The organism is Antarcticimicrobium sediminis, assembly GCF_004348975.1.
Classification (GTDB): Bacteria; Pseudomonadota; Alphaproteobacteria; order Rhodobacterales; family Rhodobacteraceae; genus Antarcticimicrobium; species Antarcticimicrobium sediminis.
The window spans coordinates 66,874-90,474 of record NZ_SMFP01000010.1 but is presented as its reverse complement, the minus strand read 5'-3'; the positions used below and the strand labels follow the sequence as shown (position 1 = coordinate 90,474).

General features: G+C 63.8%; 27 protein-coding genes. 15 read left to right on the top strand and 12 right to left on the bottom strand.

All coding sequences use genetic code 11. The features are described from left to right. Positions 1–45: 45 nt before the first annotated feature. From E1B25_RS15165 to E1B25_RS15150, 4 genes are all read left to right on the top strand, one after another. The gene (locus E1B25_RS15165) at positions 46–1,830 is read left to right on the top strand and encodes a DNA polymerase III subunit gamma/tau (RefSeq protein WP_132830364.1); all 1,785 of its coding nucleotides are present in this window, start codon (positions 46–48) and stop codon (positions 1,828–1,830) included. A gap of 150 nt (positions 1,831–1,980) precedes the next feature. Continuing rightward, the gene (locus E1B25_RS15160) at positions 1,981–2,325 is read left to right on the top strand and encodes a YbaB/EbfC family nucleoid-associated protein (RefSeq protein WP_132830363.1); all 345 of its coding nucleotides are present in this window, start codon (positions 1,981–1,983) and stop codon (positions 2,323–2,325) included. 118 nt (positions 2,326–2,443) lie between these two features. Beyond that, the gene (gene recR / locus E1B25_RS15155) at positions 2,444–3,037 is read left to right on the top strand and encodes a recombination mediator RecR (protein WP_132830362.1); all 594 of its coding nucleotides are present in this window, start codon (positions 2,444–2,446) and stop codon (positions 3,035–3,037) included. Positions 3,038–3,049: 12 nt separating this feature from the next. After that, positions 3,050–3,463: a hypothetical protein gene (locus tag E1B25_RS15150; protein ID WP_132830361.1), complete on the top strand. Its 414-nt coding sequence runs from the start codon at positions 3,050–3,052 to the stop codon at positions 3,461–3,463. Positions 3,464–3,502: 39 nt separating this feature from the next. Here E1B25_RS15150 and E1B25_RS15145 read toward each other — a convergent pair whose 3' ends face one another. Next, the gene (locus E1B25_RS15145) at positions 3,503–4,267 is read right to left on the bottom strand and encodes a DUF1013 domain-containing protein (protein WP_132830360.1); all 765 of its coding nucleotides are present in this window, start codon (positions 4,265–4,267) and stop codon (positions 3,503–3,505) included. Positions 4,268–4,397: 130 nt separating this feature from the next. On the opposite strand from E1B25_RS15145, the gene E1B25_RS15140 reads away from it, so the two are divergent. Then, a complete protein-coding gene (locus tag E1B25_RS15140) occupies positions 4,398–5,048 on the top strand; it encodes a ribonuclease T2 family protein (protein ID WP_132830359.1) in 651 nt (216 codons plus the stop codon). A gap of 61 nt (positions 5,049–5,109) precedes the next feature. Here the strand turns inward: E1B25_RS15140 and E1B25_RS15135 are convergent, their stop codons facing one another. Continuing rightward, positions 5,110–6,093, bottom strand: a complete 984-nt coding sequence (locus E1B25_RS15135) for an NAD(P)H-quinone oxidoreductase (RefSeq protein ID WP_132830358.1) — start codon at positions 6,091–6,093, stop codon at positions 5,110–5,112. Between the two features lie 132 nt (positions 6,094–6,225). On the opposite strand from E1B25_RS15135, the gene E1B25_RS15130 reads away from it, so the two are divergent. Beyond that, complete coding sequence (locus E1B25_RS15130) at positions 6,226–6,582, top strand: hypothetical protein (protein WP_132830357.1); 357 nt, start codon at positions 6,226–6,228, stop codon at positions 6,580–6,582. 11 nt (positions 6,583–6,593) lie between these two features. On the opposite strand, the gene E1B25_RS15125 is transcribed toward E1B25_RS15130, so the two are convergent. After that, the gene (locus E1B25_RS15125; RefSeq protein WP_132830356.1) at positions 6,594–7,280 is read right to left on the bottom strand and encodes a COQ9 family protein; all 687 of its coding nucleotides are present in this window, start codon (positions 7,278–7,280) and stop codon (positions 6,594–6,596) included. 116 nt (positions 7,281–7,396) lie between these two features. Between E1B25_RS15125 and rpsU the strand changes: the two genes are divergently transcribed. Beyond that, a complete protein-coding gene (gene rpsU, locus E1B25_RS15120; RefSeq protein WP_132830355.1) occupies positions 7,397–7,603 on the top strand; it encodes a 30S ribosomal protein S21 in 207 nt (68 codons plus the stop codon). A 149-nt stretch (positions 7,604–7,752) separates the two neighbouring features. On the opposite strand, the gene E1B25_RS15115 is transcribed toward rpsU, so the two are convergent. After that, the gene (locus E1B25_RS15115) at positions 7,753–9,051 is read right to left on the bottom strand and encodes an Nramp family divalent metal transporter (protein WP_132830354.1); all 1,299 of its coding nucleotides are present in this window, start codon (positions 9,049–9,051) and stop codon (positions 7,753–7,755) included. A 194-nt stretch (positions 9,052–9,245) separates the two neighbouring features. Here E1B25_RS15115 and mntR point away from each other — a divergent pair, with 194 nt between their 5' ends. Beyond that, positions 9,246–9,689 (top strand): manganese-binding transcriptional regulator MntR, encoded by a 444-nt coding sequence (gene mntR / locus E1B25_RS15110; RefSeq protein WP_245510728.1) that lies wholly within the window; start codon positions 9,246–9,248, stop codon positions 9,687–9,689. A gap of 150 nt (positions 9,690–9,839) precedes the next feature. Here the strand turns inward: mntR and ppk2 are convergent, their stop codons facing one another. Both ppk2 and E1B25_RS15100 read right to left on the bottom strand, forming a co-directional pair. Beyond that, positions 9,840–10,757, bottom strand: a complete 918-nt coding sequence (ppk2, locus tag E1B25_RS15105) for a polyphosphate kinase 2 (protein ID WP_132830352.1) — start codon at positions 10,755–10,757, stop codon at positions 9,840–9,842. Between the two features lie 252 nt (positions 10,758–11,009). Further along, positions 11,010–11,468: an Lrp/AsnC family transcriptional regulator gene (locus E1B25_RS15100; RefSeq protein ID WP_132830351.1), complete on the bottom strand. Its 459-nt coding sequence runs from the start codon at positions 11,466–11,468 to the stop codon at positions 11,010–11,012. Positions 11,469–11,614: 146 nt separating this feature from the next. On the opposite strand from E1B25_RS15100, the gene ald reads away from it, so the two are divergent. Beyond that, positions 11,615–12,733 (top strand): alanine dehydrogenase, encoded by a 1,119-nt coding sequence (ald, locus tag E1B25_RS15095; RefSeq protein WP_132830350.1) that lies wholly within the window; start codon positions 11,615–11,617, stop codon positions 12,731–12,733. Between the two features lie 76 nt (positions 12,734–12,809). On the opposite strand, the gene E1B25_RS15090 is transcribed toward ald, so the two are convergent. Further along, entirely contained in the window at positions 12,810–14,018 is a 1,209-nt protein-coding gene (locus tag E1B25_RS15090; protein ID WP_132830349.1) for a YbfB/YjiJ family MFS transporter, read from the bottom strand. Positions 14,019–14,146: 128 nt separating this feature from the next. On the opposite strand from E1B25_RS15090, the gene pheS reads away from it, so the two are divergent. The 4 genes from pheS (at position 14,147) to E1B25_RS15070 (ending at position 18,808) form a co-directional block, all read left to right on the top strand. Then, positions 14,147–15,220, top strand: coding sequence for a phenylalanine--tRNA ligase subunit alpha (pheS, locus tag E1B25_RS15085; protein WP_132830348.1), 1,074 nt, complete (start codon positions 14,147–14,149; stop codon positions 15,218–15,220). Between the two features lie 198 nt (positions 15,221–15,418). Beyond that, on the top strand, positions 15,419–15,700 hold the full coding sequence (locus tag E1B25_RS15080; RefSeq protein ID WP_132830347.1) for a YrhK family protein: 282 nt from the start codon (positions 15,419–15,421) through the stop codon (positions 15,698–15,700). Between the two features lie 108 nt (positions 15,701–15,808). Further along, on the top strand, positions 15,809–18,205 hold the full coding sequence (pheT, locus tag E1B25_RS15075) for a phenylalanine--tRNA ligase subunit beta (protein WP_132830346.1): 2,397 nt from the start codon (positions 15,809–15,811) through the stop codon (positions 18,203–18,205). 153 nt (positions 18,206–18,358) lie between these two features. Beyond that, the gene (locus E1B25_RS15070) at positions 18,359–18,808 is read left to right on the top strand and encodes a YtoQ family protein (protein WP_132830345.1); all 450 of its coding nucleotides are present in this window, start codon (positions 18,359–18,361) and stop codon (positions 18,806–18,808) included. 58 nt (positions 18,809–18,866) lie between these two features. Here E1B25_RS15070 and E1B25_RS15065 read toward each other — a convergent pair whose 3' ends face one another. Further along, a complete protein-coding gene (locus E1B25_RS15065) occupies positions 18,867–19,565 on the bottom strand; it encodes a glutathione S-transferase N-terminal domain-containing protein (RefSeq protein WP_132830344.1) in 699 nt (232 codons plus the stop codon). Positions 19,566–19,727: 162 nt separating this feature from the next. Between E1B25_RS15065 and mscL the strand changes: the two genes are divergently transcribed. Together mscL and E1B25_RS15055 are read left to right on the top strand one after the other, a co-directional pair. Then, a complete protein-coding gene (mscL, locus tag E1B25_RS15060; RefSeq protein ID WP_132830343.1) occupies positions 19,728–20,159 on the top strand; it encodes a large conductance mechanosensitive channel protein MscL in 432 nt (143 codons plus the stop codon). A gap of 82 nt (positions 20,160–20,241) precedes the next feature. Then, positions 20,242–21,048 (top strand): mechanosensitive ion channel family protein, encoded by an 807-nt coding sequence (locus E1B25_RS15055; protein ID WP_165937631.1) that lies wholly within the window; start codon positions 20,242–20,244, stop codon positions 21,046–21,048. A gap of 156 nt (positions 21,049–21,204) precedes the next feature. On the opposite strand, the gene rplT is transcribed toward E1B25_RS15055, so the two are convergent. The 4 genes from rplT to pyk form a co-directional block, all read right to left on the bottom strand. Continuing rightward, entirely contained in the window at positions 21,205–21,570 is a 366-nt protein-coding gene (gene rplT / locus E1B25_RS15050; protein ID WP_132830342.1) for a 50S ribosomal protein L20, read from the bottom strand. Positions 21,571–21,584: 14 nt separating this feature from the next. Continuing rightward, entirely contained in the window at positions 21,585–21,785 is a 201-nt protein-coding gene (gene rpmI / locus E1B25_RS15045) for a 50S ribosomal protein L35 (protein ID WP_132830341.1), read from the bottom strand. Between the two features lie 110 nt (positions 21,786–21,895). Next, entirely contained in the window at positions 21,896–22,120 is a 225-nt protein-coding gene (locus tag E1B25_RS15040) for a hypothetical protein (RefSeq protein WP_132830340.1), read from the bottom strand. 6 nt (positions 22,121–22,126) lie between these two features. After that, the gene (pyk, locus tag E1B25_RS15035) at positions 22,127–23,572 is read right to left on the bottom strand and encodes a pyruvate kinase (protein ID WP_132830339.1); all 1,446 of its coding nucleotides are present in this window, start codon (positions 23,570–23,572) and stop codon (positions 22,127–22,129) included. Positions 23,573–23,601: the final 29 nt, after the last annotated feature.

The following is a 23,601-nucleotide window of genomic DNA, read 5'->3' as shown; positions in this document are numbered from 1 at the left end:
CGGGGCGCATACCCTAGGCGCGAACCCAAATTCCGAAGGCCGCCCATGACCGAGACACCCGAGACCGCCTATCAGGTTCTCGCCCGCAAATACCGTCCCGAGACCTTTGCCGATCTGGTCGGCCAAGAGGCGATGGTGCGGACGCTGAAGAACGCCTTTGCCGCCGATCGCATCGCGCAGGCCTTCATCATGACCGGCATCCGCGGCACCGGAAAAACGACCACCGCACGGATCATCGCCAAGGGCATCAACTGCATCGGCCCCGATGGCACCGGCGGCCCCACGACCGAGCCCTGCGGCGTCTGCGAACATTGTCAGGCGATCATGGAGGGCCGCCATGTCGATGTGATGGAGATGGACGCCGCCAGCCGCACCGGCGTGAACGACATCCGCGAGATCATCGATTCGGTGCGCTATCGTGCCGCCAGCGCGCGCTATAAGATCTACATCATCGACGAAGTTCACATGCTCTCGACCAGCGCTTTCAACGCGCTGCTCAAGACGCTGGAGGAACCCCCGGCGCATGTGAAGTTCATCTTTGCCACCACCGAGATCCGCAAGGTGCCGGTCACCGTGCTGTCGCGCTGCCAACGATTCGACCTGCGCCGGATCGAGCCGGAGGATCAGATCGCCCTGCTGCGCCGCATCGCCGATGCCGAGCACGCCGAGATTGCCGACGACGCGCTGGCGCTGATCACCCGCGCCGCCGAAGGCTCGGCGCGCGACGCCACCTCGCTGCTCGATCAGGCGATTTCCCACGGCGCCGGCGAAACCACCGCCGAACAGGTGCGCGCCATGCTGGGGCTGGCCGACCGGGGGCGGGTGCTGGATCTGCTGGACCTGATCCTGAAGGGGGATGCGGCCGGCGCGCTGACCGAGTTGTCATCGCAATATGCCGAAGGCGCCGATCCCTTGGCCGTGCTGCGCGATCTGGCGGAAATCACCCACTGGGTCAGCGTGGTCAAGATCACCCCGGACGCCGCCGAGGACCCCACCGTTTCCCCGGATGAGCGCGCCCGTGGTCAGGTCATGGCCGAGGCGCTGCCGATGCGGGTGCTCAGCCGGATGTGGCAAATGCTGCTCAAGGCGCTGGAAGAAGTCTCTGCCGCCCCCAACGCGATGATGGCCGCCGAAATGGCGGTGATCCGGATGACCCATGTGGCCGACCTCCCCGCGCCCGAGGAATTGCTTCGCAAGCTGCGCGACAGCCCGCAACCGCCCGCCAGCCCCCCCGGCGGCGGCGCGCACGCCGGGTCCGCAAATGGCGCGACGACCGCAACGGCGGCGCGCGCAACCGGGGCCATGCCCACCTCTGGCGCCAGCATGAGCGGCCCAAGCGGTGGCCGTGGCGGCGCCCAGCAAACAGCGCTGGCACAGGACGCCGAGATGGCGCTGTCCCGCTATCCCACGTTCCACCATGTGGTCGAATTGATCCGCACCAATCGCGACGGCAAGCTGTTGATCGAGGTGGAAACCGGGGTGCGTCTGGTCAGCTACCAGCCGGGGCGGATCGAATTTGAACCGGCCCCGAACGCGGCGCGTGATCTGGCCCAGCAACTGGGGCAACGGCTGCAATCCTGGACCGGCAATCGCTGGGCGGTAACCGTCGTCAACGAGGGCGGCAGCCCGACCATCGCCGAAGACCGCGACGCCGCCGAAGATGCCCTGCGCGCGACAGCCACGGATCATCCGATGGTGCAGGCGGTCCTGGCCAAGTTCCCCAAGGCGAAAATCATCGACATCCGCACCCCCGAACAGATCGCGGCCAACGCCGAAGTCGAGGCGCTGCCCGAGGTCGAGGATGAATGGGATCCGTTTGAGGACGGGTGATCTGGCAACGGCCCCCCCCCGAACGTGCCCCATGCTCAACGACACGCGCAAAGGAGCGCACTCCCCCAGCCCCCGCGCCGCGCGGCCTTGTACGAAGCCGCCGCGCCCCGTATCTAGGACGCAACAGGTGCAATCCCACAGGAGACAGTGATGCTGAAAGGTTTGGGCGGGCTTGGCGACATGGCCAAGATGATGAAATCCGCACAGGAACTGCAGACCAAGATGGCCCAGATGCAGGACGATCTGGCCAATCTGACCGTCACCGGTGAATCTGGTGCCGGCCTCGTCAAGGCCACCGCCACCGCCAAGGGCGGGCTGACCGCGCTGGACATCGACCCGTCGATCTTCAACGGCAGCGACAAGGAAGTGGTCGAGGATCTGATCCTCGCCGCCATCAAGGACGCCCAAACCAAGGCGGCCGAGAAGGCGCAGCAGGAAATGGCCAGCCTGACCGAAAGCATGGGCCTGCCCAAGGATATCAAGCTCCCGTTCTGACAACATCATAACGGGAGCGGCGCGACAAAGCGGAAATCCAACGGGTTTCAGCGGTGTCGCGCCCCCCTACACTCCGGGGGCCCCCCCCTCCCCTCAACCCCCAAGGCCCCTCCGTCCCATGTCCTCGAACCGCGAGATCGAAAACCTGATCGAGCTGATGGCGAAACTGCCGGGGCTTGGCCCGCGCTCGGCCCGCCGCGCGGTACTGCATCTGATCCGCAAACGCGCGCTACTGCTGACACCGCTGGCTGACATGATGCAGACCGTCGCCGCCACCGCGCGCGAATGCCTCAATTGCGGCAATGTGGGCACCAGTGACATTTGCGACATCTGCGACAGCGAGAAACGCGCCACCGGCGAGCTTTGCGTGGTCGAGGATGTCGCCGACCTTTGGGCGATGGAGCGGTCGGGCATGTTCAAGGGCCGCTATCACGTGCTCGGCGGCACGCTCTCGGCGCTGGACGCCGTCGGCCCGCAAGAGCTGCGCATTCCCCGGCTGATCGACCGGGTCGCCTCAGAACACATCACCGAAGTGATCCTCGCCCTGAACGCCACGGTCGAGGGGCAAACCACCGCCCATTACATCGCCGACCAGTTGGAGGGTCAGGTGCTTTTGACCTCGCTGGCGCAGGGGGTGCCGATCGGCGGCGAGTTGGATTACCTCGACGATGGCACGATCAGCGCCGCCCTCCGCGCGCGCAAAGCGCTCTAGGGCGCGCGGCCCGTGGCGACGCCCGCGACACCCAGCCCGGCCCGTGCCGGCCTTTGGTATTTCCCGATCATTTTTGCCTGCGGCGCCGTCTTGGGAACGCTGCGCACGCTGGTTCTGACCCCGGCGCTTGGCCCGCTGCGCGCCGTGGCGCTGGAACTGCCGGTGATATTGGCACTGTCATGGATCGTCGCAGGCAGCCTGACCCGGGGTCGCCCCAGCCTGTCGAACGCCTCTGCGCGGCTGTGGATGGGCGCGATTGCACTGGCGCTGCTGCTGGTCGCGGAATGCGCGCTGGCCCTCGGCTTCGGGCAAACCCCGATGGGCTGGCTGGCGGGGCTGATCACGCCGCAGGGGCTGCTGGGTCTGGCCGGGCAAGCGGTGTTCGCCCTGTTGCCTTGGCTGCGATACGAAATCGGGCGCGGCTGACGGCCACGCCCGATGTTATTCTCAAGGCCCTGATCGCGCTCAGCGGTGCGCATCATCCTCGTCGTCGTCATCGTCGTCATGATCCGGCAGGTTGAACAGGCTTTCAGCATCGACCACCCGCACCGGCTTGTCCTCGTCGTCCGAGTTCGATCCGGACAGCGTGAAGGTTTCCAGCCCTTCGATCGCGGTCGGAATCTTCGGCTCAGAGTCCATTCCAAGCGATTGCTCGGTGCTGACCAGCTTGCGGCGCTCATCATCGGTCATCACGCTGCCATCGGCGGCCTTCTTGGCGGCGGCCTTCTGCACGGCGGCGTCAAGTTCGGACTGTTTACACAGCCCCAGCGCAACCGGGTCGATCGGCTGAATGTTGGAGATGTTCCAATGCGTCCGCTCGCGGATCGCCTGAATCGTCGGCTTGGTGGTGCCGACCAGCTTGGACACCTGTCCGTCGCTCAGCTCGGGGTGGAATTTCACCAACCACAGGATCGAGGCCGGACGGTCCTGCCGCTTGCTCAACGGGGTATAGCGCGGGCCGCGCCGCTTTTCTTCGCCAACCGAGGCGGGGTTGAATTTCAGCTTCAGCCTATACATCGGATCGGCTTCGGCCTTGTCAATCTCTTCCTGCGTCAGCTGGTTGTTCGTGACCGGGTCGAACCCCTTGACGCCGGCGGCCACATCGCCATCTGCGATGCCTTGGATTTCCAGCTCATGCATTTCGACGAAATCGGCGATCTGCTTGAAACGCAACGTCGTGTTGTCCACCAGCCACACGGCGGTTGCTTTGGCCATCAGAGGTTTTGCCATGTGTACATCTCCTTCAAACAAAACTTCCCCGTCGCCTGAAATAGGCGGTCCCGGAAGATCCGGAACGAGTTACCATTGTAGGGGAACTTAGGGCCTATATAATGGCGCAAAACGTATAAGGAAAGAGTGAATGCGCTGGGTTGCCCTGTGGCTGCTGACATGTCTTGCGGCCCTGCCCGCGCCGCGCCCGGCCCAAGCCGATGGCGAAAAGGCGGGTGTGTTCGATTATTATGTGCTCAGCCTCAGCTGGTCACCGAACTGGTGCGCGACCGAAGGCGACGGGCGCCGGTCCGACCAATGCCACCCGCGCCACGATCACGGCTGGGTGCTGCATGGTCTGTGGCCGCAATACCATCGCGGCTGGCCCGCCTATTGCCACACGGTCGAAGCGCCCCCCAGTCGCGGCCTGACGGCCGAAATGGGCGACATCATGGGCAACCCCGGCCTTGCCTGGCACCAGTGGAAGAAACACGGCACCTGTTCGGGCCTCTCCGCCCGCGACTATTTCACGCTGGCGCGGCGGGCCTATGACAAGGTGAACCGACCCGAGATCTTTCGCAAACTGGACAGGCCAGTGAAACTGCCCGCCAGCGTGGTGGAACAGGCGTTTCTGCAGGCCAATCCGGGGTGGACCCGCGACATGCTGACCATCACCTGCAAGGATGGCCATATCCAAGAGGCACGGCTGTGCCTGTCGCGCGATCTCAAGCCGGTGCCCTGCGGGCGCGACGCGATCACCGACTGTACGCTCAAGAACGCGATTTTCGACCCGGTGCGCTAGGGTCGGATGCGGCGGTGTGAGGGTCAAAGGCCAGGCGCTTGCCTGGCCTTTGACCGCTGGCTCAGGCCACTTTCAGCACGACCTTGCCGATGTGACCCGCGCTTTCCAGCCGTGCATGGGCGGCGGCAGCCTCCTCCAGCGGGAAGGTGCTGTCCATCACCGGTGCCACGCGCCCGGTGTCAAGCAACGGCCAGACCTTGTCCGACAGTTCCTGTGCGATGCGCGCCTTGGCCAGATCGCTTTGTGGTCGCAGGGTCGAGCCGGTGATGGTCAACCGCCGCGTCATCACCTGGGCAAAGTTCAGCTCGGCCTTGGGGCCGCTGAGAAAGGCAATCTGCACCAACCGCCCGTCATCGGCCAGTGCCTTGACGTTGCGCGGGATATAGTCGCCGCCAACCATATCGAGGATCAGATCTGCCCCCCCTTCCGCGCGCAGCACCTCGACGAAATCCTCGTCGCGGTAATTGATCGCCCGCTCCGCCCCCAGATCGGTGCAGACCTTGCACTTCTCATCCGACCCGGCAGTGGCAAACACCCGCGCGCCAAAGGCATTGGCCAGCTGAATCGCGGTTGTGCCGATCCCCGAGGTGCCACCGTGAACCAGAAACCGTTCGCCGCCGGTCAATCGGCCACGGGAAAACACATTGGTCCAGACCGTGAAAAAGGTCTCGGGCAGGCAGGCGGCCTGTTTCAGATCCATGCCCTGCGGAATACGCAGGCAATGGGCGGCAGGGGTTGCGACGAATTCCGCATAGCCACCGCCGGGCAACAGCGCACAGACCTGATCGCCGATCGACCAGTCGCTGACGCCCGCGCCCAGCGCCACGATCTCGCCCGAGGCCTCCAGCCCCGGCAAATCGCTCGCCTCCGGCGGCGGCGCATAGGCCCCCGCGCGTTGCAGCGCGTCGGGGCGGTTGACCCCGGCATAGGCCACCTTGATCACAACCTGCCCGTGGCCCGGTACAGGCACCGGACGTTCGACCAGTTTCAGAACCTCCGGCCCGCCCGGTTGGCTGATTTCCACCGCACGCATGGTCTTGCTCATCTCGCTATCCTTCTCGCTTGGCGCGACCCCGCGCCCGGTTCGATTTGATCCCGGCATACACCGAATTTCACGACGGCGCGAGAGAGGCGCGACCGCTTGCCACCGGGCGGCTATCGGATAGGATCTCGCCCCATGTTTCCCTTGATGCTGTATCTCTCGCTGGGCGCCAATGTCGCCGTCACCGTCCCGCTCGTCTGGATGACCGTAAGGGGCGGGCCGGCGATCTGTACGGTTCTAGGCCCGGACTCCCCATCCCGGCGCCTGCTGGGCGGGCTTTTCGCCACGCTCGCCTTGCTCAGCCTGCTGGGGCTTTATGCCTGGCCGACCGGCCATGACGAAACCGCAATGGCGGTGCTGCTGGGGCTGTTGCCGCCCCAGATCATCTGGTCGTTGACCGCCACCCTCGCCCTGCCCCGGCGCAACCCGTTGGTCTGGGGCGGTCTCGCGCTCAGCGTGCTGCACGGGCTGACGTTGAGTGTGGTCCTCTAGCGCGTGGGTCTCTAGCGCCCGTGATCGAGCGAGCCCGGCAACTCATCGCGCCGGTCTTTGGGGGCATGGATCTGCGCGGCCAACCAGTTCGGCCCGGCCAGCAGGGGTTTCAGCAGCGGATTGCTGCGAATCCGGCCCTTGATCCCCTCGATGCGCATCACGTCGTCAACCCGCCGGTCCAGAAACGCCCAGGTCTCCGCATGCCCCGGGCTGTCATCGCCCAGCCAGAAAAGCACGGTCGAGGAATAGACCGCCGAAAGCGTGGCGCGCTTGGTGTACCAGTTGACGTCGCGCGAGGTGTCGCCAAGCGTCGTCCAGATCAGATCACAGGTTCCCCAGACCGCCTTTGCCCCGTCGGCCGCATGTTGCGGCAGCGCAAACAGGGTGACGCCGCGACGCACCGCCTCGCGATCCGCAACCGCTTCGAGTCGAAAGCGCACGGCCAGCGCGATCTTGTCGCGAAAACGCATCCCATCGAGATGGGCCGCCGCCAAAAGTTCCAGCATCATCGCATCGCCACGGGCGTGATAGGCCAGCGCCAGATCGACCGCGCCGCGCGGACAAAGCGCGCGCGCCAGCGCCGGTTCGACACCGGCATCAGCGATCGCCGCCTGAAAAGTCGACTCGGTCCAACCGTCAAAGGCCACATGGATCAAAGCCGCATCCAGAAGCTTGGTCTTGATGTCTTTTTCTTGCATGATCGAGGCCTCCTTTGGCTGCCCGGCGCCACTCTAGACAAGATATATGCCGTTTGCTATAGGGCCAATTCCTGCAATTCCTTGCAACTCGAATCTAGAAAGGTGGTGACAACCACATGCAGGTTAGTGTTCGCGACAACAATGTCGATCAGGCGCTTCGTGTCCTGAAGAAGAAGCTGCAGCGCGAAGGCGTTTTCCGCGAAATGAAGCTCAAGCAACATTTCGAGAAACCGTCCGTCAAAAAAGCGCGCGAAAACGCAGAAGCTATCCGCCGCGCCCGCAAGCTGGCGCGCAAACAAGCCCAGCGCGAAGGGATGCTCTAAGCACCCCCCTTCAAGTGGCCTATTCGGCACTTCTAGACGACCCCCGTGGCCCCAAGCCCGGGGGTTTGTCTGTTTTTGGGGCAGGCGTTCGAGGCGGACCAGATCTCAGACCGCCGCCCTTGAACAAGCTGGCATTTGAACAGGCCCGCTTAGCCCAACCCGGGAATGGCCACCCCAAAGGTCTGCAACAGCAGCACCGCGTTCAGCGTCAGCACCACGCCCGCACCCAGCCCCGCCGCGCCCCGCGTCAGCCAGCCGATCCGGAACCCGCCCATGATGTCTTTGCGCGACACGAAGATGATCAGCGCCACCATCGGCACCGGCAGCGCGATGCTGAGGATCACCTGAGAAACCACCAGCGCCTGTGTTGCATTCACCCCCAACGCGACCACAGCAAAGGCGGGAACCATCGTCACCGCGCGGCGAAACCAGATCGGCAGACGGATGTGGACAAAGCCCTGCATGATCATCTGTCCGGCCATCGTCCCGACGACCGAACTGGAAACGCCCGAGGCGATCAGCGACACCAGAAACACCGCCGCAGCAGCACTGCCGAGCAACGGGGTCAGCGTGTGATAAGCGGTCTCGATCTCGGCCACTTCGCTATGGCCGGAATGAAAGGCGCCCGCCGCCATCATCACCATCGCCATGTTCACCAGCCCGGCTGCGGCCAGCGCCAGCACCACTTCGAGGTTGGAAAATTTCAGAACCGTGCGACGCTCTACGTCGTTGTTCATCCGCACCCGGTTCTGCGTCAGCCCGGAATGCAGATAGATCGCATGCGGCATCACCGTGGCACCGATGATGCCCACCGAAATGGTCAACGCCGCCAGATCGGGCAGGCTCGGCGTGATCATGCCCATCCCGGCCTCACCCCAGGCGACAGGCGCGATAAAGATCTCGATCAGGTAGCACAGGCTGATGATGGCGACAAAAGTGCCTATGATCAGCTCCATCGGGCGAAACCCGCGCGCCTCGAACATCAGGATGCCATAGGTCACCACGGCGGTTACCCCCATCCCCGCCATCAGCGGCATGTTGAACAGCAGCGCCAACCCGATCGCCCCGCCAAGGAATTCGGCCAGATCGGTGGCCATGGCCGCGACCTCGCTCACCGCCCACATGATCCAAACCACGGGGCGCGGGAAATGATCGCGGCACAGCTCGGCCAGATTGCGCCCGGTGACGATGCCCAGCCGTGCCGACAGCGACTGAAACAGCATGGCGATCAGGTTGGCCAGCAGCACCACCCAAAGCAGGGTATAGCCATATCCGGCCCCGGCCTGAATGTTGGTCGCATAGTTGCCCGGATCGATATAGGCGACCGAGGCGATGATCGCCGGTCCCGCAAACAAAAGCGCGGCGCGCGGCCCCCGGCGACGGCCCGCCAAAACCTCGGCCATGCCCCGACGGGTGCGCCCGGTCGATCCTGTTGCCCCTGTCTCCATGCCCCGATCAATCCCTTTTCCAAACGCATTTGTGGTCCGCGCGACGCCAAATAAAGCCTTGGCTACACTTTTTGCAAGAGGGGACGAGATGAAGCTGCGGCATCTGGCTAATTTGAAAGCCTATTTGCAAATTGAAGCGGCATCTGCAATCTATGCCCCCTATTTCGAACACCCCGGGAAGGGGGTCCCGCCCCGTGCCACACAGACCACCACCAGACGCCGAGGCCGAAGCGGCCGCCCATCCTGACCGGTTCAACCGGGCACGGGCTGCGCAATCGGTCGCGATTCTTGAGGATTACGCCGAGATGATCGGTGATTTGATCGAAGAGATGGGCGAGGCGCGAATCACAGATATCGCCAGACGGATGGGGGTCACCCACCCGACCGCAACCAAGGCAGTGGCCCGTCTCAAACGCGAGGGGCTGGCGGTCTCGCGCCCCTATCGCGGTGTCTTCCTGACGGACGAAGGGCTGGCGCTGGCCGACCGGGTGCGCGCCCGGCACCGCACGGTCGTGGCGGTTCTGCTTGCCCTCGGCGTGCCGCCCGAAACCGCCGAGATGGACGCCGAGGGGATGGAGCACCATGTCTCGGACCTGACGCTGGCGGCGTTCGAGACCTTTCTGACGCGCGCGGACTGAACCGGGTTAGCCCCAAGCCACCGGCAGGCGCAACGGCCCGCGAAACGCCCAGCCGCCAAATCGCGCGGCCCAGACCATCAGATCCGCCGCGCCACGGGCACAATCCCGGCCCGCGCGCGGATTTTGGCTCCGTTCATAAATCTTGGCCCGTCAATAGATCTTGGGCACGTAAAGATCATCCGGCAGAACCCGGCGTTCGTAATCGGGGTTATAGACCCGTTCGGGCAGATCGACCTTTTCGTGCTCGACCTCGGTATAGGGAATCTTGGTCAGCAGATGCTCAATACAGTTCAGCCGCTCGCGCTTCTTGTCGTTGCCTTCGACGATGTACCAAGGCGCCTCGGGGATGTTTGTGCGTGCGAACATCTCTTCCTTGGCCTTGGTGTAGTCTTCCCAGCGGATGCGGGATTCCAGATCCATCGGCGACAATTTCCATTGTTTCATCGGATCGTGAATGCGCATCAGGAATCGCAGCTGCTGTTCCTCGTCAGTGATCGAGAACCAGTATTTCAACAAGATGATGCCAGAGCGGGCCAGCATACGTTCGAATTCGGGAACGTCCTGAAAGAACTGTTCGACCTGCTCGTCGGTGGCAAAGCCCATCACCCGTTCGACCCCGGCGCGGTTGTACCATGAGCGGTCGAACAGCACGATTTCGCCCGCCGCTGGCAGGTGCGGCACATAGCGTTGGAAATACCACTGGCTTTGTTCCCGGCGCGACGGGGCTGGCAGCGCCACGACCCGGGCGATACGTGGGTTCAGCCGCTGGGTGATCCGCTTGATCACCCCGCCCTTGCCGGCGCTGTCGCGCCCCTCGAACAGAATACAGACCTTGGCGCCGGTATGTTCAACCCAGTCCTGCACCCGGATCAGTTCGGCCTGCAGCCTCAGCAGGTTGCGGAAATAGACCTTGCGGTCCAGCATCTCGGGATGGGCGTCGCGATAGATCTTGCGGATCTCCAGCGACAGCATCGGCTCAGCGAACTCGATCTCGATGTCTTCATCGAACGTGTCCTGAAGTTCAGCCTCAAGCCAGGCCAGCGAATGCGAGTCACTTTCGTCGGTCAAGATCAGATCCTTTCCTCGTGTTGCGTCAAAGGGGGCTAACCCCCTCATGTAAAAGTCTGGTGTCACGACGCGCCGGACACAAGGGGGCGTCCGACACAGACCGCCCGGCATCCACAAGTATTTCTGCGCCAGTGGTGCCTATATCTGCGCCAGGGGCGGTGGCGAAAGTGACGTCAGGGTCGGATCGGACAAATCCCCCGGGACTTCAAGGTCGAATTGGCCCCCGCGTCCGGCGTTCCGAACTGATACGGGTCAGACCGGCAAAGCGGTGGTGCGACAGACCGTGCGGAGGGCAAAACTCGACTGCATCTGCGCCACCCGCGGCAGACGCGACAAATATTGGCGGTGGATGCGCGCGAAATCCTCGGTGTCCTCGGCCACGATCTTGAGGATGTAATCGGCGGTGCCCGCCATCAGGTGACATTCCAGAACCGATGGAATGCTCGCGACCGCGCGTTCAAAGGCATCAAGCACCTCGTCGGCCTGGGCCTGAAGCGTGATCTCGACAAACACCGTGGTCGGCACCCCCATCTTGCGCTCGTCCAAAAGCGCAACATAATCGCGGATATAGCCCTCGCTCTCCAGCCGCTGCACCCGGCGATGGCAGGCCGAAGGCGACAGGTTCACCTGTTCCGACAAGTCCGAATTGGACATTCGCCCCTGTTTCTGGAGCGCGCCGAGAATCCTACGATCCGTTGCGTCAAGCGTCATACGAGCACACCTTTTGCGGAAATTGGAGCAATCTTCGAAGACTATTCGACATTTACCCCATTTGGCGAGCCATAATTTCAAGGAAATTGTGCGGCATTTCGCTTATTTTGGGAGGGCATAATCAACGCCTCCGGGGAGGACGCACAATGAAAATCGGTTGCCCAAAAGAAATCAAGCCACAGGAATTCCGTGTCGGCATAACGCCCAACGCCGCGACCGAGGCAGTGGCGCATGGCCACGAGGTGTTGATCGAAACCGGCGCAGGCACCGGGGCCGGGTTCGACGACGCCGCCTATCTGGCCGCCGGCGCGACAATCCTGCAAACCGCGGCAGAGATCTTTGCCGCCGCCGACATGATCGTCAAAGTGAAAGAACCGCAGCCGGGCGAGCGCAAGATGCTGCGCGAAGGGCAGTTGCTGTTCACCTATCTGCACCTGGCCCCGGACCCGGAACAGACCCGCGATCTGCTTGCCTCGGGCTGCACTGCAATCGCCTATGAAACCGTGACCGACGCCCGTGGCGGGCTGCCGCTGCTGGCGCCGATGTCCGAGGTCGCCGGCCGTCTGGCCCCGCAAAGCGGATCCTGGGCGCTGCAAAAGGCCAACGGGGGCAGCGGCGTGCTCATGGGCGGGGTGCCCGGTGTGCGCCCGGCCAACGTGGCGATCATCGGCGGCGGCGTCGTCGGCACGGCGGCCGCCCGGGTTGCCGTGGGCATGGGGGCCAATGTCACCGTGCTCGACCGCTCGATCCCGCGGCTGTCCTATCTTGATGACGTGTTCATGGGCCGCCTGACCACACAATATTCCGATGCCGCCGCGCTGGAAGAGCTGATCGCGCGGATGGACATGGTGATTGGCGCCGTCCTGATCCCGGGGGCGGCAGCGCCCCAGCTGATCCGCCGTGACCAGCTTGCGCTGATGCAGCCCGGCTCGGTTCTGGTCGATGTGGCGATCGACCAAGGCGGTTGCTTTGAAACCTCCAAGGCCACCACCCACGCCGATCCGATCTATGAGGTGGACGGGATCATCCATTACTGCGTCGCGAACATGCCGGGTGCGGTGGCGCGCACCTCGACCATCGCCCTGGGCAATGCCACCATGCCGTTCATGCTGGCACTGGCGGACAAGGGCTGGAAACAGGCCTGCCTCGACGATCCGAATCTGCTGAACGGGCTGAACGTGCATGCGGGTCAGCTGACCTATGCTGCGGTCGGCAAGGCGCTCGGGATCGATGTCGTCTCGCCGCAGGCCATCGTGGCGGCCTGAGCCTTGGATTTGCGCCGACCGGCATCTCCCGGTCGGCGCCTCTAGATACTCGGGCCCGAAGGATTAGGTTTCGATCCTATCCCTCGGGGATCGGACGTTGCAGCAGCGCAACAAGCGCACCCGCCGCAAGGATCACCGCCGCCGCCAGCAACCCGTTGCCGATATCGCCAGACCGGTCGCCAAGCCATCCCGCCGCCACCGGGCCGATGGTCTGCGACACGGCAAAGACCACGGTATAAAGGCTGATCGCGGCGCCCCAGCTTTCCATCGGCAGATTGTGACGGGTGAAATTGGTCACCGCCCCCGGCGCCATGAACACCGACAGCCCGAACACCACCGCCGACAGCACCAGCCCGGGCCCCGAGGGATAGATCACCGCCAGCCCCGACCCCACGGCGATACAGGCCAGGATCATCGCCAGCGGCAGGCCAGAGGCAAAGCGCGCGAACACCGGCCGCCAGACAAAGGGCGAAAGGCACAGGCAAACGCCCAGCAGCACCCAGACCGACGCAATCAGCCCGCCGCCCGCCCCCTGTTCGGTCATCCAGGCACTGAGGAAGGTCATGTAGACGATATAGCCCAACCCGAATGCGGCATAGCCCGCGATCTCTGGCAACATGCGCAGCAGCGGCAGGCGGGGTGGACGCACGCGCGCCCCCTGCCCCGGCGGGCGCAGGCTTTCCGAGGCCCACAGGCTGAGCGGGGCGAACACCACGCAGGCGGCCCCGACCAGATACCAGCCCATCGGCCACGAGGCGGGGCCATACCACTCCAACATCAGCGGCAGCGCCCCCCCGGCCAGCACGATCCCCGATCCGCCACCAAACCCGAACAGGAAGGCGATCGCCAAAGCGTTCTTGCGCGGGCTGTCGACAAAAAGCCGCGCCGCCAGCGCCCCGCCCGAGGAAAACGACAGCGCGCCGAACACCCCCGCCAGCACCCGCCAAAGCGTTTGCCACCACAGCGCCGGGTCGTATCCGGTGACCAAAAGCGCCAGCGTGGTGGTCACGATGCCAAAGCTGAACAGACGCGCCGGGCCGATCCGGCCGATCAACACCATGGTCAGCACCGCACCGACCAGATAGCCCAGCGCGTTCGCGGTATTGAGCCAGCCGGCCTGCGCATAGCTCCAGCCCAGTTCGGATTTCATCGCCGGCAGCAGCAGCCCATAGGCAAAGCGCGCGAACCCGTTGGTGATGCACAGCCCCAGCGCCAGCCCCAGCAGCACCAGCCACGGCCGCCGCTCGGCTGCGCTGGTTCCGATGCCATAGTCCGATATGCTCATGCCAGCCTCCCCGCTCCGCAGGACGGCACCCTAGCGGCGCTCGGGGTGGGCTGTCCATCCGGTCTGCCCGGCTTGCATTCAGGGGGCGGCAAGGCTAGCAGGACGTGACCAAGTATCGGGGGACCGTCATGGACGATCTTAAGGCAAAATATCTGACGCAAACCGCAGATGCGGCGGACGAGTCCGCGCTGGAGGCGATCCGTGTCGCCGCAGTCGGGAAAAAGGGCGAAATCAGCCTGAAAATGCGCGAACTGGGCAAGATGACCCCGGAACAGCGCCAGGTCGCCGGACCGGCGCTGAATGCGCTGAAGGACGAGATCAACAGCGCGTTGGCGGCGAAAAAGGCGGCGCTGGCCGATGCGGCGCTGGATGAGCGGCTGCGCAGCGAATGGCTGGATGTCACCCTGCCGGGTCGCCCGCGGCGCGGCGGTACGCTGCATCCGGTCAGCCAAGTCACCGAGGAAGTGACCGCGATCTTTGCCGAGTTGGGCTTTTCCGTCGCCGAAGGGCCGCGGATCGAGACCGACTGGCACAATTTCGACGCGCTCAACATTCCCGGCCACCACCCCGCGCGGGCCGAGATGGATACGTTTTACATGCACCGTGCCGAGGGCGATGATCGCCCGCCGCATGTGCTGCGCACCCATACCTCGCCGGTGCAGATCCGCACCATGGAAAAGGCCGGCGCGCCGCTGCGCATCATCTGCCCCGGTGGCGTTTACCGCGCCGATTATGACCAGACCCACACGCCGATGTTCCATCAGGTCGAAGGGCTGGCGATCGACAAAGACATCTCGATGGCCAACCTGAAATGGGTGCTGGAGGAATTCTTTGCCGCCTTTTTCGAGATCGACGGGATCAAGACCCGGTTTCGCGCCTCGCATTTCCCCTTCACCGAACCCTCGGCCGAGGTGGATATCCAGTGTTCCTGGGTGGATGGGCAGCTCAAGATCGGCGAAGGCGACGGCTGGATGGAGGTTCTGGGCTCTGGCATGGTGCACCCCAAGGTGCTGGAGGCCGGTGGCATCGACCCCTATGAATATCAGGGCTTTGCCTTTGGTATCGGCATCGACCGGCTGGCAATGCTGAAATACGGCATCCCCGATCTGCGCGCCTTCTTCGATTCCGACCTGCGCTGGCTGCGCCACTATGGCTTTGCCGCGCTGGACGTGCCGACGCTGCATGGCGGGTTGTCGCGCTAAGGCCACTACCGCATTCCTTGCCCGGCGCGCACAGCGTGCCGGGCAACATGCCAAGCCGCGCCCGGCACAATGGCGCTCCCTCCCCCTGCCGGTTCGCACCCGGCGCTGCGATCTTCTCGACTATTCAAGATTGCGCACCTTGCGTCCCCCACCTCCCCCGGTCCAGCCTGTAGATCACCCCGGACCAAGGAGACCCCCATGTTGTTTTTCACCTCAGAAAACCGACTGCAAAGCGTGCAGTCCGATCGCATTTTTGCGGCCTATGAAATCACCCGCACCTTCGTCGATTTCCTCGCCGCGATCTGTTTTCTGGTCGGCTCGATCCTGTTCTTTGCCACCGACACCCAATATCAGGCGACCTGGCTTTTCGTCGTCGGATCGCTGTTCTTCTGCCTGAAGCCGACGCTCAAGCTCGCGCGCGAGGTGCACCTCTGGCGCGTGGGGGAGATGCAATCGCTGGCCCGCCGCACCAAAGACTAGCGCCCAGATGCCCCCCGACCGGGTCGGAATGCGGCAGCGCCTCTTTCCCCCTCGGCCCACATGGGATAAGCACGGCGCGATCCAGAAATAACCCACGGGCGCGGACTGATGAAATTCACTCTTTCCTGGCTGAAAGACCACCTCGACACCACCGCAACGGTGGACGAAATCGCCGAGGCATTGACCGATCTCGGGCTTGAGGTCGAAGAAATCACCAACCCCGCCGACCGGTTGAAAAGCTTTACCCTCGCCAAGGTGACCCACGCCGAACAGCACCCCGATGCCGACCGGCTGCGGGTCTGCACAGTCGCGACCGACGAGGGCGACAAGCAGATCGTCTGCGGCGCCCCGAACGCACGTGAAGGCATCACCGTGGTGCTGTGCAAGCCCGGCGATTACGTGCCCGGCATCGACGTGACCTTGAGCGTGGGCAAGATCCGCGGCGTGGAAAGCCACGGCATGATGGCCTCGGAACGCGAGTTGGAGCTGTCGGACGAACATGACGGCATCATCGAACTGCCCTCGGGCGAGGTCGGCGAACGCTTTGTCGACTGGCTGGCGCAGAACAATCCGGCCAAGGTCGATCCGGTGATCGAGATTGCCATCACCCCCAACCGCCCAGACGCCCTGGGGGTTCGCGGTATCGCCCGCGATCTGGCCGCGCGCGGTCTGGGCACGCTGAAGCCACGCGAAACCACGCCAGTGCCGGGGGCCTTCCCCTGCCCGATCAGCGTCACCATCGACGAGGATACGCGCGATGGCTGCCCGGTTTTCGCCGGTCGCCTGATCCGCGGCGTCAAGAACGGCCCCAGCCCGCAATGGCTGCAGGACCAGTTGCGCGCCATCGGTCTGCGGCCGATCTCGGCTTTGGTGGACATCACCAACTTTTTCACCTTTGACCGCAATCGCCCGCTGCACGTGTTCGACGCCGACAAGGTGGCGGGCAACCTGCGGGTGCACCGCGCCACGGGTGGCGAAACCCTGCTGGCGCTGGACGACAAGGACTATACCCTCGGCGCTGGCATGATGGTGATCTCGGACGACACCGGCCCCGAAAGCATTGCGGGCATCATGGGGGGCGAGGCGACCGGCTGCACCGAAGACACGGTGAACGTCTTTGTCGAAAGCGCCTATTGGGACCATGTGCAGATCGCGCTGACCGGACGTGCTCTCAAGATCAGCTCTGACGCGCGCTATCGCTTTGAACGCGGCATCGACCCGGACTTCACGCTTGAAGGGCTGGAGCTGGCCACGCAGATGATCCTTGATCTCTGCGGCGGCGAGGCCTCGGAAGTCGTGGTCGCCGGCGCCATCCCGGATCACGCCCGCGCGTTCAAACTGGACCCGGCGCGGGTGCGCTCGCTGGTTGGGATGGACATCCACGAAAGCGAACAGCGCCAGACGCTGACCCGGCTCGGGTTCCGGTTGGAGGGCAATATCGCCCATGTGCCAAGCTGGCGCCCCGATGTGCAGGGCGAGGCCGATCTGGTCGAGGAAGTGGCGCGCATCGCCTCGCTGACCGGCCTCAAGGGGCGGCCGCTGCCGCGCCTTACCGAAGGGCTGCCGAAACCGGTGATGACCCCGCAGCAACGCCGGCAACAGGCCGCGCGGCGCACCTGTGCCGCCTTGGGCTATAACGAATGCATCACCTATACCTTCATCGATCAGGCCAGCGCGGCGCTGTTCGGGGGTGGCGATGATGCGACGATGCTGGAAAACCCGATCAGCACCGAGATGAGCCACATGCGCCCGGCGCTGCTGCCCGGGCTGTTGCTGGCCGCAGCGCGCAATCAGACGCGCGGGTTCATGTCTCAGGCGCTGTTTGAGGTCGGCCCGGCCTTTCACGGGGGCGAGCCGGAACAGCAACACAACCTGATCTCTGGTCTTCTGGTCGGGCAAACCGGACCAAAGGACGTGCATGGCGCGACCCGGCCGGTGGACGTGTTTGACGCCAAGGCCGATGCCGAAGCGGTGCTGGCGGCGATTGGTGCCCCGGACAAGGTTCAGATCCTGCGCGGCGCGCAGGGTTGGTGGCATCCCGGTCGGCACGGCAAGATCTGCCTTGGGCCGAAAAAGGTGCTGGGCGTCTTTGGCGAGGTGCACCCCAAGGTGCTGGAAGCGATGGATGTGAAAGGCCCGGTCATGGCCTTCACGATCTGGCCGGATCAGGTGCCGATGCCGCGCAAATCGGGTGCCACCCGCCCGGCGCTGGAGCTGCGCGACCTGCAGGCGGTCGAGCGCGACTTTGCCTTTGTCGTCGATGCCGAGGTCGAGGCGCTGACGCTTGTCAACGCCGCCAGCGGGGCCGACAAGGCGCTGATCGAACAGGTGCGCGTCTTTGATGAATTCATCGGCGGCTCGCTCGGCGAGGGCAAGAAATCGCTGGCGCTGAGCGTGCGGCTGCAGCCCCGCGACAAGACCCTGACCGAGGCCGAGATCGAAGCCGTCGGCAAGAAGATCGTCGAGAAGGTCGCCAAGGCGACCGGCGGGGTTCTGCGCGGCTGACACCGGCCCCCTCCGGGGGGAGTATTTGAAAACAAGAAGAAGGGGCGCAGTTGCGTCCCTTTTTTGCATTTCTGTTGCCGGCGGCGGGCGGGAAAGTGGCCTTGCGCCCCCCGGCACGCTATGACGGGTCAAAGTGACCCCAAGGAGAGGCCCATGACCCTGAGCATTTATCTTTCAGGCGAAATCCACACCGACTGGCGCGAGCAGATCATCAGCGGGGCCAAGGGGCTCGACGTGGTCTTCAGCGCCCCGGTGACCGATCACGCCGCCAGCGACGATTGCGGTGTGGCGATCCTCGGGGCCGAGGAACAGAAATTCTGGCACGATCACAAGGGCGCTAAGCTGAATGCCATCCGCACCCGCAAAGGAATCGCAGAGGCCGATGTGGTCGTCGTTCGCTTTGGCGACAAATACAAACAGTGGAACGCGGCCTTTGACGCCGGCTATGCCGCCGCATTGGGCAAGTCGATCATCGTGCTGAACCCGCCAGAGCATCAGCACGCGCTGAAAGAGGTGCACGCCGCCGCGCTCGCCACCGCCGAAGAGCCGCGCCAGGTGGTGGAGATCCTGCGCTATGTGCTGACCGGCGCGTTGCCGGGGTGAGGTGCAGGTCTGGGGCGCGGCGCAGGCCACGGGCATGACGCAGGTCTGGGGCTTGTCGTCAGTCGCGCGGCGGCGTCACCAGCCCCTTTTGCACTGCGGGCCGGTCCAGAAACCGGTCGAGATAGGCCACCACGCGCGGGAACCCGGCCCAGCCGACCGTTTCACGCGCCTCGTAGCGCTCCAGCACGCGCAACCAAGGTGCAATGGCGATATCGGCGATGGAATAGCTGTCACAGACCCAGTCGCGCCCCTGTAACCGGGTCTCCAACACCGCCAGCAACCTCCGGGTCTCGGCGATATAGCGGTCGCGGGGGCGCGGATCTTCGATCTCGGCCCCGGCAAAGGCGTGGAAAAATCCAAGCTGGCCGAACATCGGGCCGACCCCGCCCATCTGCCACATCAGCCATTGCAGGATCTGCATCCTGCCGGTCGCAGAGTCGCCCAGAAACAGGCCGGTCTTTTCCGCCAGATAGATCAGGATCGCGCCGCTCTCGAACAGCCCCATCGGGGCCCCGTCCGGCCCATGCGGGTCGAGGATGGCGGGGATCTTGTTGTTGGGGTTGAGCGAGAGGAACTCGGCGCTTTTCACATCCGCGTCCGACAGCGTGACCTTGTGCGCCTCATAGGCAAGCCCGGTCTCTTCCAGCATGATCGAGGCCTTGACCCCGTTTGGCGTCGGAAAGGAATACAGCTGGATGACATCCGGATTGACCGGCGGCCATCTGCGGGTGATCGGAAAGGCGGTGAGATCGGACATGGGCGCTCCCTTTCGTGCTGACACTCGCATAGCGGGTTTCACAGGGGGCGAACAGGGCCGAGGCCAAGCCCTCACACAGCAGGCGTTCACAGAATGCCTCGGGTGCGGTAGTCTAACCCCATCGCGCAGCATGCGCGCAGGTGTTTTTAAAGGGGCTAAGACATGGTTAAGGAATTTCGCGACTTCATCGCCAAGGGCAATGTCATGGACATGGCCGTCGGCATCATCATCGGCGCGGCCTTTACGGCGATTGTCAAATCCATGGTCGGCGATCTGATCAATCCCATCGTCGGGCTGTTCCTTGGCGGGGTGGATTTCACCAATCTTTATGTCGTGCTGTCAGGCGAGGTGGCTGCGGGTGCCAGCCTTGAGGCCGCGCGCGAAGCCGGGGCCGCCGTATTCGCCTATGGCGCCTTTGTCATGGCCGTCATCAACTTCCTGATTATCGCCTTTGTCGTTTTCATGTTGGTGCGCTACGTCAACAAGGTAAAGGAAGCGGCGACGGGCGGAAAAGAAGTCCCGGCAGAAGAAGCCCCCGCAGGGCCGTCGGAACTGGACGTTCTGTTGGAAATCCGCGATTCACTGAAAAAGTAAACCAAGCGTGAAACGGCCCTGTCCCGGCGGCACCGACGGCTGCCGGGACAGGGCCGTTTTGCTGACATGAAAGGAAATATACGTGCAAAACCTCACCGGAGAGATGGGCGCCTATGCGCCGGTGATCTTCAATGCCGCCAAGGCCCTGATCATTCTGATCGTGGGCTGGATGGCCGCTGGCGCCATCGCCGGGCTGGTCCGGCGCCGGATCAATACCACACCGCAGATCGACCCGACTCTGGGCAATTTCTTTGCCAGCATGGTCAAATGGGTGATTCTCGCGATCGTTCTGGTCGCGGTGCTGGGCATCTTCGGCATTCAGGCCACCAGTATCGTCGCAATCCTTGGCGCCGCCTCGCTGGCGATCGGTCTGGCGCTGCAAGGCACGCTCAGCGATCTGGCCGCCGGCGTTATGCTGGTGCTTTTTCGGCCCTACAGGTTGGGTCAGTTCGTGAATATCGGCGGCACATCCGGCACTGTGAAGGATCTCAATCTCTTCACCACGGAATTGGCCACGTCAGACAATGTGCAGATCATTATCCCCAATGGCAAAGCCTGGGGCGCGATCATCACCAATTATTCCGCCCATGACACCCGGCGCGTCGATCTGACCTTTGGCATCGATTATGGCGACAATGCCGATACCGCGATCCAGATCATCCTCGACACCGCACGGGCCGACAGCCGGGTCCATGCCACGCCAGAGCCTTGGGTTCGGCTGACAAATCTGGGTGACAGTTCGGTCGATATCACCGCCCGGATCTGGTGCGACGCCGCCGACTATTGGGAGGTGAAATTCGCGCTTACCAAGGCGGTGAAGGAAGCCTTCGACAAGGGCGGCATCTCGATCCCCTACCCGCATCAGGTGGAAATCCAGAAACAGGGCTAAGCCAACAGCCTTGCGCAAGATGCAACCGGCCGGTTTTTCCGGCCGGTTTTCTTTTGCCCCGGCCCATCCATGTTGCATCGTAGACCACAAGAATGCCGAAAACAAAAAAGCCGCCCCCAAGGGAGCGGCTTTTGCGTATTCCGTTCGGCGGATGGCTCAGGCGGCCAGAGCGCCTTTCGCTTTTTCGACGATCGCAACGAACGCATCGGGCTCGTGCACGGCCAGATCGGCCAGAACCTTGCGGTCCACTTCGATACCGGCCAAGGCCAGACCGTTGATGAAGCGGCTATAGGTCAGGGCTTCGTCATGGGCGCGCACAGCTGCGTTGATCCGCTGGATCCACAGCGCGCGGAAGTTGCGCTTGCGCTGTTTACGGTCGCGGGTCGCATATTGGTTCGCCTTGTCGACGGCCTGGGTTGCCACTCGGAAGGTGTTCTTGCGGCGGCCATAGTAACCTTTGGCGGCCTTGACGATCTTCTTGTGACGGGCGTGGGTTGTGGTACCACCTTTAACGCGGGACATACTGCAGCCTCCTCTTAGCGGTCGTAGGGCATGAAGCCCTTGACGATCTTGGCGTCGGGGGCGGACAGCGTAGTGTTGCCGCGGGCGTCGCGAATGAATTTCTTGGTGCGTTTGATCATGCCGTGGCGCTTACCAGCCTGGCCACCCAGAACCTTGCCAGTGGCAGTCACCTTAAAGCGCTTTTTGGCGCTCGACTTCGTCTTCATCTTGGGCATTTCCGTCTCCTATCTTGTGGGTCCGCTACAAACACGACTCGGCATGCCACTTGGGCCGGACGCGCGGTAAGTGGGGCTAGTATGAAAATCCGGGCGGATAGGCAAGCCCTTTATGGCAGGTAGCGCCCGACAACCGTGAAAAACACCTCGGGCACATCGCGCATCGTATATCCGGCGGGATGGGCCAGATAGGCATAGGCGATCATGCCCCCCGCGATCAGCAGCGTCGCCGCCGGAGCGAGCGGCGGGCGATTGTCGCTATAGGCGGACATCGCGGCCGGGATCGCAAAAAAGACCAGGATCAGCCCAAGGATCAAAACAAGATCGGTATCCATCCCGCCTCAGCCCGGATCGGTGTTGAAAATCAACCGCTCGTCGCAGGGGGCAACGCGCAGGATGTTGGTGGTGCCCGGCATGTTGAAGGGCACGCCGGCGATCACGACGATCTGATCCGCTTCGCTGGCAAAGCCGCCGGCACGGGCCGCACGGGCGGCATTGACCACGGCCCCCTTGAAGCGTTCCAGTTCGGCAGTCATCACGCAGTTGCAGCCCCAGCTCAGGCACAGCCGCCGCGCCGTGCCGCGCTGGCTGGTCATGGCGATGATCGGCACGCCGGGGCGTTCCCGCGCGGTCAAAAGCGCGGTGGTCCCGCTTTGCGTGAAGCAGCAGATCACCTTGATCTCTGTGGTTTCGGCGATCTCACGCGCCGCGGCCACGATCGCATCGGCAATCGAATGCCCCTCGACCTGACGCGAGGCGGCGATGATCGCGGGATAGTTCGGATCCGTTTCGACCTCGGTCGCGACCTTGTCCATGGTCTGCACCGCCTCGACCGGATATTTTCCGGCGGCAGATTCCGCACTGAGCATGATGGCATCGGTGCCCTCATAGATCGCGGCGGCCACGTCCGAGACCTCGGCGCGGGTGGGCATCGGGCTTTCGATCATGCTTTCCAGCATCTGGGTCGCCACGATCACCGGCTTGGCCGCGGCGCGGCATTTGCGGATCAGGCGTTTCTGGATCGGCGGCACCCGTTGCACCGGAAGCTCCACCCCAAGATCGCCGCGCGCGACCATGATCCCGTCAGAGGCGGCAAGGATTTCATCGAAGCGGTCGACCGCCGAGGGTTTCTCGATCTTGGCCAGAACCGCCGCGCGGCCATCGACCAGCGCACGGGCCTCTTCGACATCCTCGGCGCGCTGGACAAAGGACAGCGCCAGCCAGTCCACCCCAAGGGTACAGACAAATTCCAGATCGGCCCGGTCCTTTTTCGACAGCGCCGCCAGCGGCAGCACCACGTCGGGCACGTTCACGCCCTTGCGGTCGGAAATCTCGCCCCCTGCGATCACCGTGCACTCGGCGAAATCGGCACCGCAGGTATCGACCTTCAGCCGGATCTTGCCGTCATTGACCAACAGGCCCGCGCCGGGTTCTAGCGCCTGAAAGATTTCCGGATGCGGCAGACAAACGCGGTGGGCGTCCCCCGGCGCATCGTTCAGATCAAAGCGAAAGCCATCGCCTTCACGCAACATCACCGGACCATCGCCAAAGGTGCCAACGCGCAGCTTGGGCCCCTGCAGGTCGGCCAGGATGGCGATCGGGCTGTCCAGATCGCGTTCGATCTGGCGGATGATGCGGTGCTTTTCGCGAATCTCGTCGTGGCGGCCATGGCTCATGTTCAGGCGAAACACATCCGCGCCGGCCTCGTGCAGGGCCCGTATGGTCTCGTAATCCTGTGATGCCGGCCCTAGGGTGGCCACAATCTTGACGTTGCGCAGGCGCCTCATCCGCTCTCTCCTTGCCTCATTGCCCAATG

Excerpts from the sequence above, each read along its gene's own strand:
- ald (WP_132830350.1), top strand. The coding sequence starts at position 11,615 with ATGAAAATCGGTTGCCCAAAAGAAATCAAGCCACAGGAATTCCGTGTC.
- E1B25_RS15115 (WP_132830354.1), bottom strand. The coding sequence starts at position 9,051 with ATGGAGACAGGGGCAACAGGATCGACCGGGCGCACCCGTCGGGGCATG.
- E1B25_RS15070 (WP_132830345.1), top strand. The coding sequence starts at position 18,359 with ATGACCCTGAGCATTTATCTTTCAGGCGAAATCCACACCGACTGGCGC.
- E1B25_RS15160 (WP_132830363.1), top strand. The coding sequence starts at position 1,981 with ATGCTGAAAGGTTTGGGCGGGCTTGGCGACATGGCCAAGATGATGAAA.
- E1B25_RS15040 (WP_132830340.1), bottom strand. The coding sequence starts at position 22,120 with ATGGATACCGATCTTGTTTTGATCCTTGGGCTGATCCTGGTCTTTTTT.
- E1B25_RS15090 (WP_132830349.1), bottom strand. The coding sequence starts at position 14,018 with ATGAGCATATCGGACTATGGCATCGGAACCAGCGCAGCCGAGCGGCGG.
- E1B25_RS15145 (WP_132830360.1), bottom strand. The coding sequence starts at position 4,267 with ATGGCAAAACCTCTGATGGCCAAAGCAACCGCCGTGTGGCTGGTGGAC.
- E1B25_RS15165 (WP_132830364.1), top strand. The coding sequence starts at position 46 with ATGACCGAGACACCCGAGACCGCCTATCAGGTTCTCGCCCGCAAATAC.
- pheS (WP_132830348.1), top strand. The coding sequence starts at position 14,147 with ATGGACGATCTTAAGGCAAAATATCTGACGCAAACCGCAGATGCGGCG.
- E1B25_RS15135 (WP_132830358.1), bottom strand. The coding sequence starts at position 6,093 with ATGAGCAAGACCATGCGTGCGGTGGAAATCAGCCAACCGGGCGGGCCG.
- E1B25_RS15065 (WP_132830344.1), bottom strand. The coding sequence starts at position 19,565 with ATGTCCGATCTCACCGCCTTTCCGATCACCCGCAGATGGCCGCCGGTC.
- E1B25_RS15140 (WP_132830359.1), top strand. The coding sequence starts at position 4,398 with ATGCGCTGGGTTGCCCTGTGGCTGCTGACATGTCTTGCGGCCCTGCCC.
- E1B25_RS15130 (WP_132830357.1), top strand. The coding sequence starts at position 6,226 with ATGTTTCCCTTGATGCTGTATCTCTCGCTGGGCGCCAATGTCGCCGTC.
- rpsU (WP_132830355.1), top strand. The coding sequence starts at position 7,397 with ATGCAGGTTAGTGTTCGCGACAACAATGTCGATCAGGCGCTTCGTGTC.
- rpmI (WP_132830341.1), bottom strand. The coding sequence starts at position 21,785 with ATGCCCAAGATGAAGACGAAGTCGAGCGCCAAAAAGCGCTTTAAGGTG.
- recR (WP_132830362.1), top strand. The coding sequence starts at position 2,444 with ATGTCCTCGAACCGCGAGATCGAAAACCTGATCGAGCTGATGGCGAAA.
- E1B25_RS15100 (WP_132830351.1), bottom strand. The coding sequence starts at position 11,468 with ATGACGCTTGACGCAACGGATCGTAGGATTCTCGGCGCGCTCCAGAAA.
- pheT (WP_132830346.1), top strand. The coding sequence starts at position 15,809 with ATGAAATTCACTCTTTCCTGGCTGAAAGACCACCTCGACACCACCGCA.
- mscL (WP_132830343.1), top strand. The coding sequence starts at position 19,728 with ATGGTTAAGGAATTTCGCGACTTCATCGCCAAGGGCAATGTCATGGAC.
- E1B25_RS15080 (WP_132830347.1), top strand. The coding sequence starts at position 15,419 with ATGTTGTTTTTCACCTCAGAAAACCGACTGCAAAGCGTGCAGTCCGAT.
- rplT (WP_132830342.1), bottom strand. The coding sequence starts at position 21,570 with ATGTCCCGCGTTAAAGGTGGTACCACAACCCACGCCCGTCACAAGAAG.
- pyk (WP_132830339.1), bottom strand. The coding sequence starts at position 23,572 with ATGAGGCGCCTGCGCAACGTCAAGATTGTGGCCACCCTAGGGCCGGCA.
- E1B25_RS15125 (WP_132830356.1), bottom strand. The coding sequence starts at position 7,280 with ATGCAAGAAAAAGACATCAAGACCAAGCTTCTGGATGCGGCTTTGATC.